The 16,459-nt window shown below is 64.8% G+C and carries 12 protein-coding genes; 5 read left to right on the top strand and 7 right to left on the bottom strand.

The annotated features are described in order from the left end of the window. Window positions 1–94 precede the first annotated feature (94 nt). From BM125_RS17160 to BM125_RS17150, 3 genes are all read left to right on the top strand, one after another. Window positions 95–2,188: a winged helix-turn-helix domain-containing protein gene (locus BM125_RS17160; RefSeq protein ID WP_092410259.1), complete on the top strand. Its 2,094-nt coding sequence runs from the start codon at window positions 95–97 to the stop codon at window positions 2,186–2,188. A 245-nt stretch (window positions 2,189–2,433) separates the two neighbouring features. Continuing rightward, window positions 2,434–3,132 (top strand): SDR family oxidoreductase, encoded by a 699-nt coding sequence (locus tag BM125_RS17155; RefSeq protein ID WP_092410257.1) that lies wholly within the window; start codon window positions 2,434–2,436, stop codon window positions 3,130–3,132. 166 nt (window positions 3,133–3,298) lie between these two features. Then, the gene (locus BM125_RS17150; RefSeq protein WP_092410255.1) at window positions 3,299–4,207 is read left to right on the top strand and encodes a haloalkane dehalogenase; all 909 of its coding nucleotides are present in this window, start codon (window positions 3,299–3,301) and stop codon (window positions 4,205–4,207) included. A gap of 153 nt (window positions 4,208–4,360) precedes the next feature. Here BM125_RS17150 and BM125_RS17145 read toward each other — a convergent pair whose 3' ends face one another. Beyond that, a complete protein-coding gene (locus tag BM125_RS17145; RefSeq protein ID WP_092410253.1) occupies window positions 4,361–7,129 on the bottom strand; it encodes an exo-alpha-sialidase in 2,769 nt (922 codons plus the stop codon). A gap of 454 nt (window positions 7,130–7,583) precedes the next feature. On the opposite strand from BM125_RS17145, the gene BM125_RS17140 reads away from it, so the two are divergent. Then, complete coding sequence (locus BM125_RS17140; RefSeq protein WP_175498161.1) at window positions 7,584–8,369, top strand: DUF2189 domain-containing protein; 786 nt, start codon at window positions 7,584–7,586, stop codon at window positions 8,367–8,369. Window positions 8,370–8,442: 73 nt separating this feature from the next. Here BM125_RS17140 and BM125_RS20335 read toward each other — a convergent pair whose 3' ends face one another. Further along, complete coding sequence (locus BM125_RS20335) at window positions 8,443–9,213, bottom strand: N-formylglutamate amidohydrolase (RefSeq protein ID WP_175498160.1); 771 nt, start codon at window positions 9,211–9,213, stop codon at window positions 8,443–8,445. Here BM125_RS20335 and BM125_RS20905 point away from each other — a divergent pair. Further along, window positions 9,114–9,566, top strand: coding sequence for a peptide ligase PGM1-related protein (locus tag BM125_RS20905; RefSeq protein WP_342741303.1), 453 nt, complete (start codon window positions 9,114–9,116; stop codon window positions 9,564–9,566). The genes BM125_RS20335 and BM125_RS20905 overlap by 100 nt on opposite strands. Before the next feature lie 70 nt (window positions 9,567–9,636). Here BM125_RS20905 and BM125_RS20330 read toward each other — a convergent pair whose 3' ends face one another. From BM125_RS20330 to BM125_RS17110, 5 genes are all read right to left on the bottom strand, one after another. After that, the gene (locus tag BM125_RS20330; protein WP_092410247.1) at window positions 9,637–10,245 is read right to left on the bottom strand and encodes a hypothetical protein; all 609 of its coding nucleotides are present in this window, start codon (window positions 10,243–10,245) and stop codon (window positions 9,637–9,639) included. A 339-nt stretch (window positions 10,246–10,584) separates the two neighbouring features. After that, window positions 10,585–11,127 carry a hypothetical protein gene (locus tag BM125_RS17125; protein ID WP_139225089.1) on the bottom strand — a complete coding sequence of 181 codons (543 nt, stop codon included), beginning with the start codon at window positions 11,125–11,127 and terminating at the stop codon, window positions 10,585–10,587. A gap of 195 nt (window positions 11,128–11,322) precedes the next feature. Then, on the bottom strand, window positions 11,323–13,779 hold the full coding sequence (locus BM125_RS17120) for a zinc-dependent metalloprotease (protein WP_092410243.1): 2,457 nt from the start codon (window positions 13,777–13,779) through the stop codon (window positions 11,323–11,325). Window positions 13,780–13,914: 135 nt separating this feature from the next. After that, a complete protein-coding gene (locus BM125_RS17115) occupies window positions 13,915–14,310 on the bottom strand; it encodes a TraR/DksA family transcriptional regulator (RefSeq protein WP_092410241.1) in 396 nt (131 codons plus the stop codon). 402 nt (window positions 14,311–14,712) lie between these two features. After that, the gene (locus BM125_RS17110; RefSeq protein WP_092410239.1) at window positions 14,713–16,413 is read right to left on the bottom strand and encodes a hypothetical protein; all 1,701 of its coding nucleotides are present in this window, start codon (window positions 16,411–16,413) and stop codon (window positions 14,713–14,715) included. Between the last annotated feature and the right edge of the window lie 46 nt (window positions 16,414–16,459).

The following is a 16,459-nucleotide window of genomic DNA, read 5'->3' as shown; positions in this document are numbered from 1 at the left end:
GACGGGCAGCCGGGACATGTGCGTCCTTGCAGGCGTCTACCGAATCGGAGATCCAGGCCGCGGCAAGGCGCCGGGGACTTGCTAGCATTCCGGAATGGGCAGACCGATGGATCCGATGGCTGACTACACCTTCCTGCATTGGCGCTACACGCCCGGGCGACGCCTCCTGGTCCAGCCCGGGCGCGAAGTCCGCCTGAAGCCCCTGCTGGATCGACTGCTGCGCCGGTTCCTCGACGAACCCGGAACGGTACTCACCCGCGAAGGCCTGATCGAGCAGGTCTGGACCCGACGCGAAGTCAACGATGAGGTTCTCTCCCGCGCCATCGCCGAACTTCGCGCGATCCTTGGCGACGACGCCCGCGAGCCGCGATTCATCGAAACCCTGTCAAAGGGAGGCTATCGATGGATCGCTGAGACAGCCCGGAACGATCCAACCGGCCGTGCCGACGCGGCCGGGCCCGCCACCTCCCTGCCATCGCGCGCACGCATTCGGGGTTTGCGCCTTTCCTTGTCGGCGCTCGCCGCCATGGCGCTGCTGGCGCTCACCTGGCGGCATATCGTCGATCCCGAGGCTGGGTCCGTGCATCGGGCCGAACTCGCCGTCGATCTCCTCTCGGCCCAACCGCTGGCTGCCGACCCCCGCCTCGAATACGACGCACGATTCGACGTCCTGGGACGCGTGGTCTATATCCGTTCGGCGCCAGGCAGCGAAGCCAGCGAGCTGGTCATGGTCGACCCGGGCAATCGGGCCGAGCGCGTCCTCTGGCAGGATGCAAAGGCACTGCGCCACCCCGCACCATCCCCCGATGGTCGCGAAATCGCGCTGACGCGCCACGGCGAATCAGGCTGCGAAGTGTGGAGCGTGGATGTGGTCGACGGTCATCACGTGCGCGTCGGTGAATGCGCGGATTCGGCAAGCGGCGGCATCGAGTGGGCCGATGGCGGCCTCGCGTTGATCCTTACCGGCAAACCAGTCGACGCGAATCATGCACCGGGACTGATCCAACTCGACCGGCGCAGCGGCGAACTACGGCGCCTGACGATGCCCCTGCTGCACGAAGGGGCTCACGTCGATCCACGGCTCTCGACCGATGGCACGGAAATCGTCTACGCGAGTGTCAACGGCGACGACCGGCAGCTATGGCGCGCCCCATGGCCACGGATGGCGCCGCCGGTGGCGCTGTTGAAGCGTCCGGAACCGGTCTACGGCCATGCTTTCGAACCGGACAGCCGCAACCTCTGGATTGCCGGTGACCTGATCCTCTATCGCGCATTGCACCGGTTACGCCCGGGTGGCCAGCCGGAACTGATCGGTGGCCGCGGCGCGCGATCCATCGACATCGCCGCGAATGGTGCCGCGGTCTGGTCGGAGGCCCGCTACGACGCCGACATCTGGCTGCGCGACGCGATCGGCGGAACATGGACCGCCATCGCGCGCTCACTGCGTTACGAAGCCCAACCCGAGTTTTCCGCCGACGGGCGCCTGATTGCCCTGGGCAGCAACCGCAACGGCGCCGAATCGGTCCTCGTCCACGACGCGCTCACTGGCAAGACCCGGCAACTGGCACTCGATCCCTCATTGCGCTGGGTCAGACCGACCTGGTCGGCACGCGACAACTCGCTGGTCCTCACGGCCTACGAAAATCGGCAGACCCGCTTGTACCGATATCAGCTCGATGGCGACGTGCTCTCAGTCATGAGCGAAGTCGAGCCGGGGGCGTTCCAGGGCATCGAGCTCCCCGATCGCCTGCTCTATCTGGTCGGCCATGGCACCGCGCAGAGTACGTTGATGCAACTGCGCGCAGGCCAGGCTACTGCCGAGAACCTGGGACTGGGTCCGGTCGCTGCCTACCGCGCCTCGAACGAATGGCTTGCGTGGCGGACCCCGGGTTCCGGCGAGCTCAGGTTCGCACCTCTCGCCGAACCCCAAACCGTCGACGCGCTGGTACTTTCCGACGATTCCATGCCCGAGGCCTTCGCCCTGAACGGCAGCGTCCTCACCTATCGCGACAAGAACCTGCTGTGGTCGATGAGACTTCCCGATGGCAAGCCGCAAGCCGTTGCCAGCGAACATGTTCCCGATGGCGCAGGCCCGAGCATCGCGGTCTCGGCCAACGGGGCACTGGCGACCGTCACCCTGACCTCACTGAGCATGGACCTCATGATTGCCGGACCGGCGTCACGATGATCGGCCCGGCTTCGAGGAGGCACGCGCGTGCAGGCACGCACCAGCAAACTCGTCTCGTGCTCGACGCGGATTCGGCAGGCGATCGCGTCGACCCGGCCGCAGGCCGACGCGCATGGGAGGCCGGCGCCTCAGCGCAGGTATCCGCTCTTCCGCGTATGCACTAGCATCTGCCTTCGTTGCTGGCCATCTAACGGGATTGCCGCCATGCAGGTTCCTGCCGGACTGACCTTGATCGGACAAGCTGAATGTTGAAGGATCGTGTCGTAGCCGTTACCGGCGCCAGCCGCGGCATCGGAATTGCCATTGCCGGATTGCTTGCCGCAAACGGCGCGCGCGTCATCGCCGGCTCGCGGCGCCCGCCCGATCCTCCGATCGATGGCGTGCAGTTCGCAGCGCTGGACGTCATCGATGAGTCGAGCGTCGCCGAATTCGCCCGCATCGCCGTCGCGGCGGACGTGGACACTCTCGTCAACAATGCCGGCATCGGCGTGTTCAAGGCGATGGAAGACGTGACGGTCGAGGAGTATCGGCGCGTCATGGACACCAATGTCCTCGGCCTGATCCTGACCAGCCGGCATTTCGTGCCGCACTTCCGCAAACGTCACGAAACCGGCAAGCACAGCCAGATGGTCAACGTCACCAGCGATGTCAGCAACCGCACGTTTGCAGGCGGCGGGCTCTATTCGGCCAGCAAGTATGCACAGCGCGCCCTGACCCAGGCCCTGGCCTTCGAAGGCCAGGACTACGGGATGCGCGTGACCGAGATCAGGCCGGGCCTTACCGACACCTTCTTCAACGGCAATATCCCGGGCCGCGTGGAACGCCGGAACGACCTGCGGCCGCTCGACGTCGCCCGTTCGGTGCTGCACGTGCTGGGCGCCGAGCCGCACCTTCGAATCGATGAACTGCTGGTCCATCCACTCAGCCAGCCGGTCGTGTTCTAGCCCGATCTGCGCGGTCGACACGGTGCGAGGATCGTGTAAGCACTGGTGGCTCGGGATGGGACAATTTCCGACCGCGGCCGTCGGTCCCGCAACAGGCGTGCTCGAATCCTGACCGGTTGCCATGCGTCTGCTACCGTCGCTCCCACGTTCACGAAGGAACATCGCAATGCAGGTTTTGCGCACGCCCGAGGATCGATTCGACACGCTACCCGGTTTTGATTTCGCACCCCACTATGTCGAGTTGGGCGACAGGGGCAGCCTGCAGCCGTTACGCCTGCACTATCTCGACGAAGGCCCGCGCGCTGCTGCGCCGGTCCTGCTCCTGCATGGCGAGCCCTCCTGGTCGTATCTGTACCGGAAGATGATCCCCGTGCTGCTCGATGCCGGACACCGCGTCGTCGCCCCGGATCTGATCGGTTTCGGCCGTTCGGACAAGCCGGCATCGATCGCGGACTACAGCTACCAGGGCCACGTCGACTGGATGTCGGCCTTCCTCGAAGCGGTCGATCTGCGGGGCATCACGTTGTGCTGCCAGGACTGGGGCGGCCTGATCGGACTGCGTCTGGTCGCCGAGCATGGCGGTCGGTTTGCCCGCGTGCTGGCCGCCAACACCTTTCTTCCGACGGGCGACCACGATCCGGGCACGGCCTTCCGCGAATGGCGCGAATATGCGCGCAGCACACCGGTCTTTCCGGTCGGTCAAATCGTTTCGCGCGGCTGCGCCAAGCGTCTCACGGAAAGCGAGATCGCCGCCTACGACGCGCCATTTCCCGACGAATCCTTCAAGGCGGGTGCGCGCGCGTTCCCTCTGCTGGTACCGACCACGCCGGATGACCCGGCTGCCGAACCGAACCGGCAAGCCTGGAAGTCGCTCATGCAATGGGAAAAACCGTTCCTGACCGCATTCAGCGACCAAGATCCGATCACGCGGGGTGCGGACGCCGTGTTGCAGAAGCTGATTCCGGGCGCCCGCAAGCAGGCCCACCGGACCTTGGCCGGAGGTGGCCACTTTCTGCAGGAAGATGTCGGCGAGGAACTGGCGCGCGTACTGGCGCGATTCATTGCGGACACTTGAAACCATCGGCATGCGCCTGCCCCATCGCGGGCGCCTGATCGCGGCTACCTGACGACCTGCCGACAGGTGGGTGTGCTCAAGTTCCACCCCCAACCGGGCAACCCGAAAGCAGGCCCGGGACAGGGTTCGCACCCTGCCCCGGGCCAGTTGGCCTTACGGAACGACGACGACCGGATCGAAACCGTCGGCGAAGATGACATCGGAAACGGAGGACTGGCATGACTGCACGGCGACGTCGTCGATGTACCAGCCATGCGGCGTGCGCCCGACCGAACTGTCGCTGCCGACCCGGAATCGGAACTGCACGGTCTGTCCTGCGAACGCAGTCAGGTCGATCACGGAGCGCAGGTAAGCCTGCGGATCGCCACACCACGCGCTCAGGCCCGCGAGCGGATTCTGGAACGATCCGCTGATCGGACCGTCGTACGGGTCGGTCAGGGCCGAAACGCCCGGCACCTGGGTGAAGTTGGCGCCACCGTCCGTCGAAATCTCCAGGATCGCGCCGTCATAGCAACCCGTCGTTCCGTTCTTCTCGAGGGTCTGGTCGTTCCAGAAGATAAGCGCCAGCGGATCCTGTCCGGTCGGCAAGGCGATCGCCGGCGAGATCAGGCGCTGGTCGGAGGCGGCCGCCAGATCCTGGGCCAGGAACGCATTGGTGCCGCCATGCGGACGTGCCGTCGAAATCGCCCAGTTGCTCGAACCGACGCTGCCCGCCCCAAGCGTCCAGGCCGAATTGTCGCCCTCGAAATCCGTCGAATAGACGTTGTTGGCCACGGCGCCGATCGGGCAATCGCCCGGCAGCGGTACCGTCGTGAAGGTGAAGGCTGCTGCATCCGGCCCGGTGCCACAGACGTTGTCCGAACGTACGCGCCAGTAAAGCGTCGTATTGGAAGGAAGATCCGAGTTCGGTACATGGCTGGTGCCCGTGACCGTCGCGGTGTAGGTCAGCGGCGGGGCAAACGACGGCTCGTTGTCGACTTCGAGCACGTAGTTGACACCCTGCGGCGCCGCGGCCCAGGCGAAGGTCGGGCGGACCGGAACGACGGTCGCGTTGTTCGCCGGTGTATTGAGTACCGGCGCAACCGGCGCGGCAGTCGAGACGCTGAGGCCAAGCGCGGTGGTCTGAACGACCGCGCCGGGACTGGAGAGACCGGAAATGTCGATCACCGAGCTTCCGGCAGCAACGCCCGCCGTTGTGATGGTCACCGAGCTCGAACCCCCCGGTGCCACCGGATTGGTGCCGAAGGTGACCGTCGAGTTGGCCGGGTTGCCCGATGCCGACAAGGTCACCGGCTCGCTGAAGCCGAGGAACTGGTTGACGTTGAGCGTGTAGTCGGCGTTCGCGGGCGAACATACGGCGACGCTGCTGGTTACCGGTACGAGCAGGTAGTTGGTGCCGACCAGGGTCCGATCGGTGTACACGTCGGGCGTGCTGCCGCGATCATCCGACCACAGGTAGTGGGCGCGTCCATTGTCGTCCTGCAACTGCTGGTCGTAGTCGCCGTGGTAGCAGGTCGCCAGCGAGCTATCGAGCACGATCGCGCTGGAGGCGTCGGACAGGCGCACGCTCGGCTGCGACCAGCTCGCGCCATTGTTGAAGGACGTGCGCGAGTAATAGTCGATCTGGAGATTGTTCGGATCGAGCTGGCGGCTGTAGTAACCCACCGTGACCTGCCCGGCAGAACCTACCGAAATGGTCGGCTGGTACTGATCGGTCGTGGTCGCATCGTCATTGATGCGGACTTCCGCATCCCAAGTCGAGGTGGCCGGGTTGTAGCGACGATAGAACACGTCGATGACGTCGCCGGTGTTCACGCCGTCCGGATCGTAGGCGTAGACCGTATGCAGGTAGCCGTTGCGGAATACGATCTGCGGCGAGGGCAGCAGGCGTACGTTGCCCTTGATCGCCGGGCGCCCGCAGCTGCTGGTCGCAGCGGCTTCGCGCGGATTGACCTTGTTGGTCATGGCTGGGGTCAGCACGGAGTAGCTCACGCCGCCGTTGGTGGACCGGTAGATCGGAATCTCGATGTTGCCGGTCGGGTAGCCGTTCGGCGGCAACCACTTCAGCCAGGTGACATAGACGTCGCCGTTCGGGGCGATGGTCGGCCAGGCACCCTGGTTGCTCTCGCCGGACGGACTGATTGCGAGCTGGGCCGACCAGGTCGCACCGGCGTCGCTGGAGAAGATGCTGTAGATCCGCGAGCCGCTGCCGAAGTCGGTCCAGACAATGTAGATGCGGCCGTAGAACGGGCTGGTCGGCTCGTTGTCGATCGCCATGATTTCCTTATCGTCGTTGTTGGTCGCGAACTGGCTGACCAACACGAAGCTCTGGCAATCATCATCCGAACGGAACAGCGCGAGTCCGCCGTTGCGCAACGCGGCGTAATAGAACTTGCCGTCCTGTCGGCGCCAGACCAGGCTCGGGTCACCACTGTCGTCGGCGCTCACCGCGCCACGGTCGACCCAGGTATTGCCGCCGTCGGTCGAACGCGAGTAACCGGAGAAGCCGACGTTCTGGGTGACGCCATGGAAGGAATCGTTGTAGGCCGCGCAGAGCGTGCCGGTGACCGGATTGCGCTCGATCGAGGTTTCGCTCTGGGTGCGCGTGGTGCCGGTATCGCCGGCCGGATTGCTTACATTGAGATCCGTATTCGGCTCGAGGTACGGCGGCAGGAAGCCGGCATCGACGCTTTCGACCTGTCCGATGAATTCCCCCTGGCGCCCGCACGCCTTGGCCAGGAAGAACAGCAGGCCGTCCATCAGATTGGCCTGTTTGGGATCGTCGAGCACGGCGCAGGATTCGGCCGTGACATAGGGAGATGCGCGCAATTGCGCCTTGTAGGCCGCATCCGCAATATTTCCGGCCGACTCGTCGGCGTGTGCGCCGAAGGCCAGGACACTGATCAGGATCGCCGCATGCACGCGGACGAATCCACCCCGCAAGAATGGATATCGGTTCAAAACTGTATCCCCTGACGTCTCCGGCATGGAGACAAGCCGGCGCCAACGTTAACCGACTTTGAGGGTGCCTGACTAGGTCCCTGGACGTAATGGCGTCCCGCCTGCTCGCCCCCGCGACATCCTTTGCAGGGAGGATTGCCCGCGCCCCCTCACCTGGCCGTCTGGGCGTTCCCCGCACGCTCTGCAGGCAGGCTGAATCGAAGAGCCAATGCCGCTCGGGCCCCTTCCGGACTCATCTGCCCATGCCTGTCGCGACCCATTGCAGTCATGCTTGAGCCATGCAACCGGTTTGCAGACAGTTCGGCGGGGACGCAGGCCCAGGGCCCAGGGTGCAGCTCCGGTTGTATCGCCCGGACCCCGGTTGTACGGTTCGCATCGTTCGAACGGGTTATCGCAGACTTCGGGGGGGCCACCGGTGAACGATCCGTCCGCAAACGATGACCATGGGCGCGGAGATATTCCACGGCCCTTCGTGGTCCCCTGCCGGATCCTGACCGCCGATGCGCCGTGGCACTGGCTTCGCCTCGGCTGGTCCGACCTGCGCCAGACTCCGGCCCTGAGCGCCCTGTTTGGTAGCGTCATCGTACTGCTCAGTGCCCTTGTTTCCGGGTTCGCCTGGTCCCTGGGTCGTTTTGCCCTGCTCGCGGCCCTGCTGTCGGGCTTCGTCTACATCGCGCCGCTGATCGGCGTCGGCCTCTACTCGGTCAGTCGCGCTCTGCTACGCGGTCGCCAGCCACGGCTCTCCGATTCGTTTGCAATGGCGCGGCGGGTGCTCGGCAGCGCCGGCATCTTTGCCCTGATCCAGTTCGTCATCGTGCTGGTCTGGTCGCGCTCGGGAATGATGCTCACCGCGTTCTTCCCGGCACCCGAGGGCGACACGCACGCGCTCATGGAGTTCCTGCTGATCGGTTCGGCGATCGGCTCGGTGTTCGCCGCGCTGACCTTCGCGACCTCGGCGTTTTCGCTGCCGATGATCGCCGACCACGAGGTGGACATGGTCACGGCCTGCCTGTCGAGCATCAACGCCGTGCTGCGCAACAAGCTCGTCATGCTCGAGTGGGCGCTGGTCATCTGCGTGCTCACCGCGATCGGTTTCGCCAGCGCCCTGGTCGGTCTCGGCGTGGTCATGCCCTGGCTGGCCTATGCGACCTACCACGCCTATCGCGAAACCATCGACGCCTCGACCTGGCCCGAGGCCTGAGCCGCGAATCACCGTGAGGCAGTCATTTCGCACGGCCGACTTGCGCGCGCCGAATCAAGTGGCCGACCGACTTTCAGCCGTGCATTCCGAAGCGCGTCTCGACTATCGCGCGATGCAGGCGCTCGCCCCACTGCTGCTGTTGCTGCACGGTTCCGATCTCGTTGTTGCGGATCTCGAACAGGACGTGCGCAAGATTGCGCCGTAGGGCGTGGCATTCGAGGGTATGCCCACCGAGCACCCGCGCATCGTAGGGCTGGTTGTCGCCGACCTGATAACCCTGTGCGGCGAACCAGTCGATCAGCGGCGCGACCGGATCGCGCGACTTCTTCCACAGCACGGCAATCGGCCACGGCCGCTCGATGCTGCCGAATCGTGGGGTGAAGCTGTGCACGGAAATCAGTACCGGCTTGATACGCCGGGCCAGCTGCTCGTCGAGCCAGGCATCGATGCGGGCATGGTAAGGCGCGAAGAATCGGCGCACGCGCTGGGCTCGCTCGTCGTCGCTGATGGCCAGATTTGCCGGCACGAAGGTGCTGTCGATTTCGGCGGTGATCGAGCTGGCGTCGTCGATGTCGCGATTCAAATCGATCAGCAATCGTGAGCTTCCGCCGAGGATCACGGGGCATTCGAGTCGATCGGCGAGGGCGAAGCTGACGCCCCGCGCTCCGGGATCCCAGGCGATATGCTGCTCGAGCGCATGCGCGGGCAGCCCGAGCGCCTGGTATTCCTCTGGCACCGCGTTGGATGCGTGGTCGCAGACCACGAGGAACGCCGCGTTCGGACCTGGGTGAAAGTGGACAGGCGCGGTGTAGGCATCGACATTCATGCCGGCAGTGTGCCGCACGCGCCTTTGATCGAAAAGTTTGCACTGCGATGCCGCGAGCACGATGTGGAAGGGCTCCGCGGCTCGGGCTGTTCCGTCACGCTGCTGGGCACGCACCGGAACCACCACGTCATCGACAGCCTGCTGCCCCCGTACTTTCGGCGCTTCATCCCGGAACAGCTGATCGACACCGTCGTCGACCACGAGCGGCAACGCGAAGACACGCGCCAGCGGGCATCGTCTTCCATCTGCTGGGCCCACTCTCCGAATACGGAATGCTCGGGGTCGTGTGCATCGCCGAGACCGTCGCCGAGGCCCAGGCGATGTTCGGTGAAACGGTCGAGATACTCGAGCGCGAAGCGGCCCTCGACTGACACCGTCGGCTGCCGGCGCAACCCGGCCCGGCGGCTGCCGAGGCGTCGAAGCACGCCGCGTTCGCATCGCTCAGCGCGACTTGCCTGCCCTGTTGTCCGCCGCCGCCGATGTCCCGGGTGCGCTCGCATCGGTCTTGTCGTTCTCTACGGCGCGCGTGCGCAGATGCACGTCATCGGCCCAGCCGGTACCGCCATCCAGCAGCAGGAAACCAATCTCGATGGCCGTCGTCCCGGCTGGCACGTCCTTCCTGATCGCTACCTCGGTCCACTCCGTATCACCAGTGACCGGTGTCGCGCGCACCTGATCGATGATGGCGCTGTAGCGAAGAAAGGTCATCTTCATCACCCAGCCCTTCTTGCCGACCTCGGCGGTCTTCAGTTTCGCCGCCAACTCGACGGGCTTGCCGGCCAGGTCCGCAGCCTCGATGACCTGGGAGATCATGCCGTAGGCCTGCTCGGTGGTGCGCCGCATACGAATGCTGTGCTTGCCATGGGCGAAGCGTTCGGCATCGCGCTCGACCACGTAGGCTCGGACGCCGGCATGCTGGGTACGCGACCAGCCCGGAATGCGAAGGCCGGCCATCGGCAACTCGAAATCGGCATTCTTCAACGGGATCTCGGTGGCCATCACGCTCGAGCCGAGCAGCAGGCAGACGACAACGGCGAACGCTTTTGACATGTAGCACTCCGGATATGCGCTTGTGGTCTTTCGCGGTGGCAGCGGTGTCGCCACGTTGAAGGGCGCAACATCTTGCGTTCAAGCCTCAATCGAGGCAAGCGCGCCGTCGCGCCTCATGATCGGGCCGATGGATGCCCGGCAAATCAGCGCAAGGTCTGAACAAGTACGAACGCCACCCTCGGCACCGCAGCTCAAGTCAGACCTCCGCGCCCCTTCCCGGCAGATTCGCGAGATTCCCCTGGCAACGCGTCGCTGGAACGACCGCCGCGCGGCGCTGCGGCTCTCGACAACGTCCGACCGAGCCCGCAATCCTGGATCAGGCCTGTTCCGGTTTCCGCATCAGGGCTTCGGCCAGCCGACGGCCACATCGAAGCTGATCGCGCAGTCCATGTCGGTGTCGTCATAGGGCGGCTCATGGGCTTCGCTGGTGACCTTGCCGGCGATGCGAGTGGGCGAGTTGGTCTGCAGGCTGACCCGCCCATTGCCACCGTCGAGCCCGGTCATCACCCCGTCGCGATCGATGTACATCAGGTTGACGATGGTGGACATGTCGAGTTCGCCGCCGACATGCTGGATTTCGATCCAACCGTCCGCGGTCGCCGCACGCTGGGCCTCGATGCGATCCCCACGCGGGCTCACGAACGTGTTCTCACCCGGAGCCACGGCGCACTCGCTGCAAGCCGCAAGGGCCTTGCGATCGAGCGGTTTGCTGGTCAGGTATATCGTGGTGGTGACGACACCCTCGGCATCGCGGGCATCGACGAACGCGATGCCATCGGAAAAGGTAAGGCGCTTGCCATCGCGCTCGCAATAACCCTCGACGGGAGTCGCATGAGCCAGCTGGATCAGGCCAGGCAGGAGCAACCAGGGCAACATTCTCATTCAATCGACCTCGCGTTTGTCGGGTGACCGCGCCAGTGCGGCCTGCTCTCATCAAACGGAAGAGCGTGCCGGCACGGGCCACCCATCGCAGATCTCCATTGGTTTCAGCTTTCAGACGGGCGCGCCCTGCCCTGTATTCCCAATCCTCACGGGCAGGCCACTCGTTCTTCGGATCTAAGGGCGTCGAATACGCCCTCAGATCGGCGCTCCGGGTGGAATCTGCGGCAGCTTGCGCAGGGTGACCGATTTCGGATCGGCCAGGTACTTGCCGATCAGCGCCGCTGCCTGTTTGCGATTGGCGGCCTGGCTGCCGCGTCCGGCATTGTCCGCCAACCAGACCTGCCAGCCCTGCAGCGAATCGCGAAGGTCCGCGGCGACCTGTGCATGCAGCTTGCCGGCCTCGAGCGTGGCCAGCAGTGCATCGAGGACGACCCAATTCGCGGCAGCCTGCACGGCCTCGCCGGCAGGCACGCTGGCATCGATCGGCTTGCGCTGCCAGGTACCGCGGAAAATCGCCTCGAGCAGCTCGTCGATGCCGGGCGACGTTGCGTCGCGCGCGTGCTGCCAGGCCACCCGGTTGAGGCGCTCGGGCGCGAACAGGAAGGTCGTCGTTTGCGCCGCAGCGGCGCCAACGACGGCAAATGGATCGAACATCGGTCCGCTGGCGGTCGCGAAGTACTCGCGCGAGCGCGAGTATTCAATGCCGGGAGGGGTGACGAGATCGAGCACGTTGGCCGGCAACGCGAGCTGTTCGGCACCCAGCGAAGCGACCAGTCGATTCAGCGCGGCGCGTTGACGCTCGGCGGCAACGGTGTGCGTTCCGGCCTGACGGTCGGCCGCCTCGGAGTACGCATAGGTCACCCCGCCAAGCAGGCGCGCAACGGCCTCGAGCTGGTAGCGATGCAACAGATAAACCGGAACGAGACGCGCCTCGAGTTCACCGACCTGCCGCTCGGGCGGCAGCACGCCGATCGAGAAGTCGTCGAGGGCCTTGCGTCGGACGGCCATCAGCGAATCGTAGGTCGCCAGTGAGTCCGCGCCGTAGTCCCAGAGCAGACCGTCGACTTCGGCATCGCCCGGTGAACGTGCATCCGGATCGCTCATGTAGCGAAAGCCGGCCTTGGCGATATTTGAGCGCAAGGCCGCCAGCGACGCCGCCTCGGTGCCCGGGGCGAACTGCGCGTAGGCGTGGGCGACGAGGAAATCGTCCCACGGTCCGACACCGATTCCATAGACCTTGTCGAGATGGATGTCGCCGTCCTCGCCGATCTTCAGCAATGGATGCGGGTAGTCCATGACCGAACCATTGCCCAGCCGGCTCGCCGCGAAATTGTGGTTGAAGCCAAGCGCATGACCCACTTCATGCGCGGCCAGCTGGCGCAGGCGCGCGAGCGCCATCTGTTCGGCCTCGCGTGCGAGTGCGCCGGCATCGGCTTTGTCGTAAGGCGCGAGCAGGCTCTCCGCGATCATGATGTCCTGCCGAATGCGTTGCGAGCCAAGCGTCACCGATCCCTTGATGATCTCGCCGGTGCGCGGGTCGACGATCGGCTGGCCGTAGGACCAGCCGCGCGTCATCCGATGCGCCCAGGTAATCAGGTTGTAACGCACATCCATCGGATCGACGCCTTCGGGCAACAGTTCGACCCGGTACGCGTCCTTGAATCCGGCCTTCTCGAACGCGCTCTGCCACCAGTTGGCGCCTTCCAGTAGCGCCGAGCGAACCGGTTCCGGCGCACCGCGGTCGACGTAGAACACGATCGGCTTGCGCACCGTACTCAGCGTGGCGGCCGGATCGGTCTTCTCGAGACGGAAACGCGGCTGCACGCGGACCTCGATGCTCGACGCGAGCGGCTTTGCAAAGTCGTAGTAGCCGACACTCATGCCGCCGGACGCCGGGTGATAGGCGCGCGGCACATAGCCCCGCGGTGGCAGTCGCACCAGGCTCAGGTGCTGGCGCACAGTCAGGCTTTCCGGGTCCGGGGCCACGTCGCGCACGTATTCGGCTTCGCCTGGACCCTTGAAGGTCAGCAGTGCCTCGAGTTCGGTATTGTCCGGAAAACTCTTCGCATCCGCGGCGGAGACCGCGCTGCGCTTGTCATCGAGTTCGTACTTGCCCTGGCCGGCCTGGTTGAGCTGGCGCGCGATCCCATGCCGGTCGGAAACCAGCAGGGAGCCGACGTCGACGACGACCAGCGAACCCTTGGAATCCTCGCCGACGATGTCGCCCGCCCAGAGCACCGATTCGGCAAACGCCTGGCGCACGCTCAGCGCCTCGTCCGGATTACTCGACACGGCTCGAAAACGCGCATTGTCCTCGACCAGCAATACGCGCTGGCCGGCACGTCGGAATTCAACAAGATGGGAACCGCTGCTCTGACCGCGGTCGAGACCAATGTCGTTCGACCCGATCGCCCACGGCAGCGAACTGATCAACAGGAACGGCTGGTCGAACTCCCGCAGTCCCAGCAGCACGCGGCCCCGGGCCTCATCGCGATAGACATCGAAGAACCCCGCGACATGCACCGTGCCTCGCGTCGCGCTGGCGATGTCGGTCGGCGCTGGCGTCTTGCCGTTGTCGGGTTTCGCTGCCAACGTCGCTGTCGAGAGCGAAAGGGCCAGCAAGGCACCAAGCGTCTGAAAAAGCTCCTTCATGGGTGGGTTCCGGAAGTGGCTGCAGCGGCCAAGTCTGCCTGAACACACGGTCTGCGCCTATGCGTCGAAAGGCACCGCAAGTCGATGCGGCGTGTTGCACCTACCGATCCCCGCCACAATTGGCCGCGGGACCTATCAGCGGCGCACTTCGCGACTGCGTTCTTCCTCGACGGTGTAGATCGCCTCTGGCGTCGATTCAAGCCGGGACAGCGGAATCGGCTTGCCGCTCGCCTCGGAGAGGCCATAACTGCCTTGCTCGATCTTCCGCAACGCACGCTCGATGTCGGCGATGCGTCGATCGTTCAGGTTGCGCGTCGCCTGACCGACTTCACGCTGGGCCATGCTCTGCGCATCGTCCTCGAACTCCCGGGCTTCGTTTCCATGCAATTCGCGCTCTGCGCGCTCGTCCGCGATCTCACGTTGCTCACCACCGAGCAATTCTTCGCGCAGCGCCTCCAGTCTCTTGCGTTGCAGTTCGATGAACGAGCGGTCCAGCTGCGGATGGGACGATCCTCCGGATGGATTCGACATGGGTCTGGCTCCTTGCACGAGGGGTGAACGATTGGGTCGGTCGGGTCCGCGGACCCGGCGGTCGGAGTTTGGGAGGGACGCGTAGCCGGCTTTGCCAACATGGATACGCATCGCTTCTACACCCTATACCCAAGACCCCACGGATTGCACCATCGCGGGGTCACCGACCCATTCCGCAATCGAGCGCGGCATCGGGGGTTCGGGCGTGGCCAGGGCATGAAGCGAGCGGCAACCGTCATCACGCTCGATGACGGCAAGCGCTTCAGCCGATGGACTGTTCCGGTTGATCGCGGAAGAGTCGCTTCTGGCAGCAGCCTTGGCCCAATGGGCCAAGGCCCCGGCGCGCTTGAGTGACGATAAACGCCCCGGATCACCCACTGCCCCCTGCCGGCCATCCTCGAATCAATCGAACCCGTCGCGGAAGATGAGATCGATCACGCCTGTCGACATATAGATTCCGCCCCAACTCTCGGTAATCGTCGGATCGATCGGATCGACGTACAGCATCGTCGCGGTGATCGCCAGGCGGCCGTTGCGGAATCCCTCGCGTTCGACACCGACGGAACTGATCAGGGAACCGGCTGGCGCAAGTGGATCCAGTTCTGTTCCCGGCGTTGTGCCGACCTCGGCAACGGTCCTCAGTGGCAGTTCGAGGACGGAACTCTCGCGCAGGTAGAGGCCGACCAGGCCGTTGCGCTGCGCCTTGAAGACCACCTGGGTCGGTTGATCCACTTCGAAGGACAGGGCCGCAAAGCCCGAAGAACGCCAGCGCGCCGGCTCGATGTCGGTGTCCTCGGTGCCGCCGACACCCGGCGGGCGACCCGAGAAGACCCAGAACAGGAGATCTTCCACGCCGTCATTCTGGGTGCGCGCCACGGCTGAGGTGATGCCGCTGGTGGCATCGTGGATGAAGATGCCCTGATGGACCGGAATGTTCACCACCAGGCCATCGGGATAGGTTTCGTTGCAGAAGGCAATGAGGTCGGCGTTGCCATCGGTCGGACACAACAGGGTCTTTTCGAATGTTTCGGTTCCCCATCGCGCCCAGAATGCAACGAGATTGCCGTCACTGCTGACCGAGAGTCCTTCGCCGAGTCCATTGAAGACCGCACCGGGTGGTTCGCCGGGGACCGGGTCGCCGATTCCGACCATCACGCTCAGCGGCAAGGCCAGCGGCGCAAGCGGAGGTGGTGATGCCGGGATCTGCGCACGATAGATGCCGCCCAGGGTCGGTGCTTCCTCGATGTCGAGGCCGGTGAAGTAGACGAGGCCGTTCGCGGCACTGGGTGGCGCAGTGGAACCGAACTTCACACTGCCTCCCTTCGGCTGGTTCGGCACGAGCGTGTTCGAGTCTGCAATCAACCCGGTATACGGCGTTGGCGTCCCGCCCAGGACATCGCGGAAATAGACGCCGGTACGACCCAGGCCGTCGAGCGGGTCGGTGTAGTTCCCCTTGAATACGATGTAACGACCATTGGTGACAGCCGGGGAACCGGGAAATTGATCGAAACGCGTGCCGAGAATCGCGCCCGGCACCGAGTACCAGGGAAAGCTCAAAGTGACCTGGTCCGCTTCGAGCGCACTGCCGAGAAGACTCGCTCCGGTCACGCCCACACCTTGCGGAAAGGCATAGATTCCCGACGTGCCGACGCGCGTCTCGGTTGCGCCGAGCAGATAGGTCCACACCGGCTTGTGCTGGCCGCGCGTTGCCACCAGGCCGGTATCCTGGTCGATTCGCGGCGTCGACGGAAATTCGGTGAACGACGAAGGTACGCCGTTATACGATGTGTTGTTCGGATCCGGCACGACGTCATCGCGTGCCACGAGTTTCACCACGGGATTCGGACCGCTCAGGTCGCGCTGGTAGACACCGCTGATCTGGGCACCGCTTCCGGCACTGCTGCGGGCGCGGAACACGATCAAGCCGGCATTGTCGATCGCAGGCTGGTTGTAGCTTCGAAAGGTCGCAGCCGGGTCTCCACCAGGGGCGATGGTCCCGTTGTTGACACCGGTCTCCCATGAGAATTGCTGGGCGGACGCATGGTTCATGCACAGGGCTAGTGCCACCGCTGCGCTGAAGGTCGAACGATTGAAGGCAGACATCGGATGGTCCTCGAGAGTGCGAAGGAAACAGGCCGCCACACCAACC

Origin of the sequence: Dokdonella immobilis, from assembly GCF_900115085.1 — a bacterium.
In the GTDB taxonomy this organism is placed as follows: domain Bacteria; phylum Pseudomonadota; class Gammaproteobacteria; order Xanthomonadales; family Rhodanobacteraceae; genus Dokdonella; species Dokdonella immobilis.
This window is presented reverse-complemented; position numbering and strand designations above follow the sequence as displayed.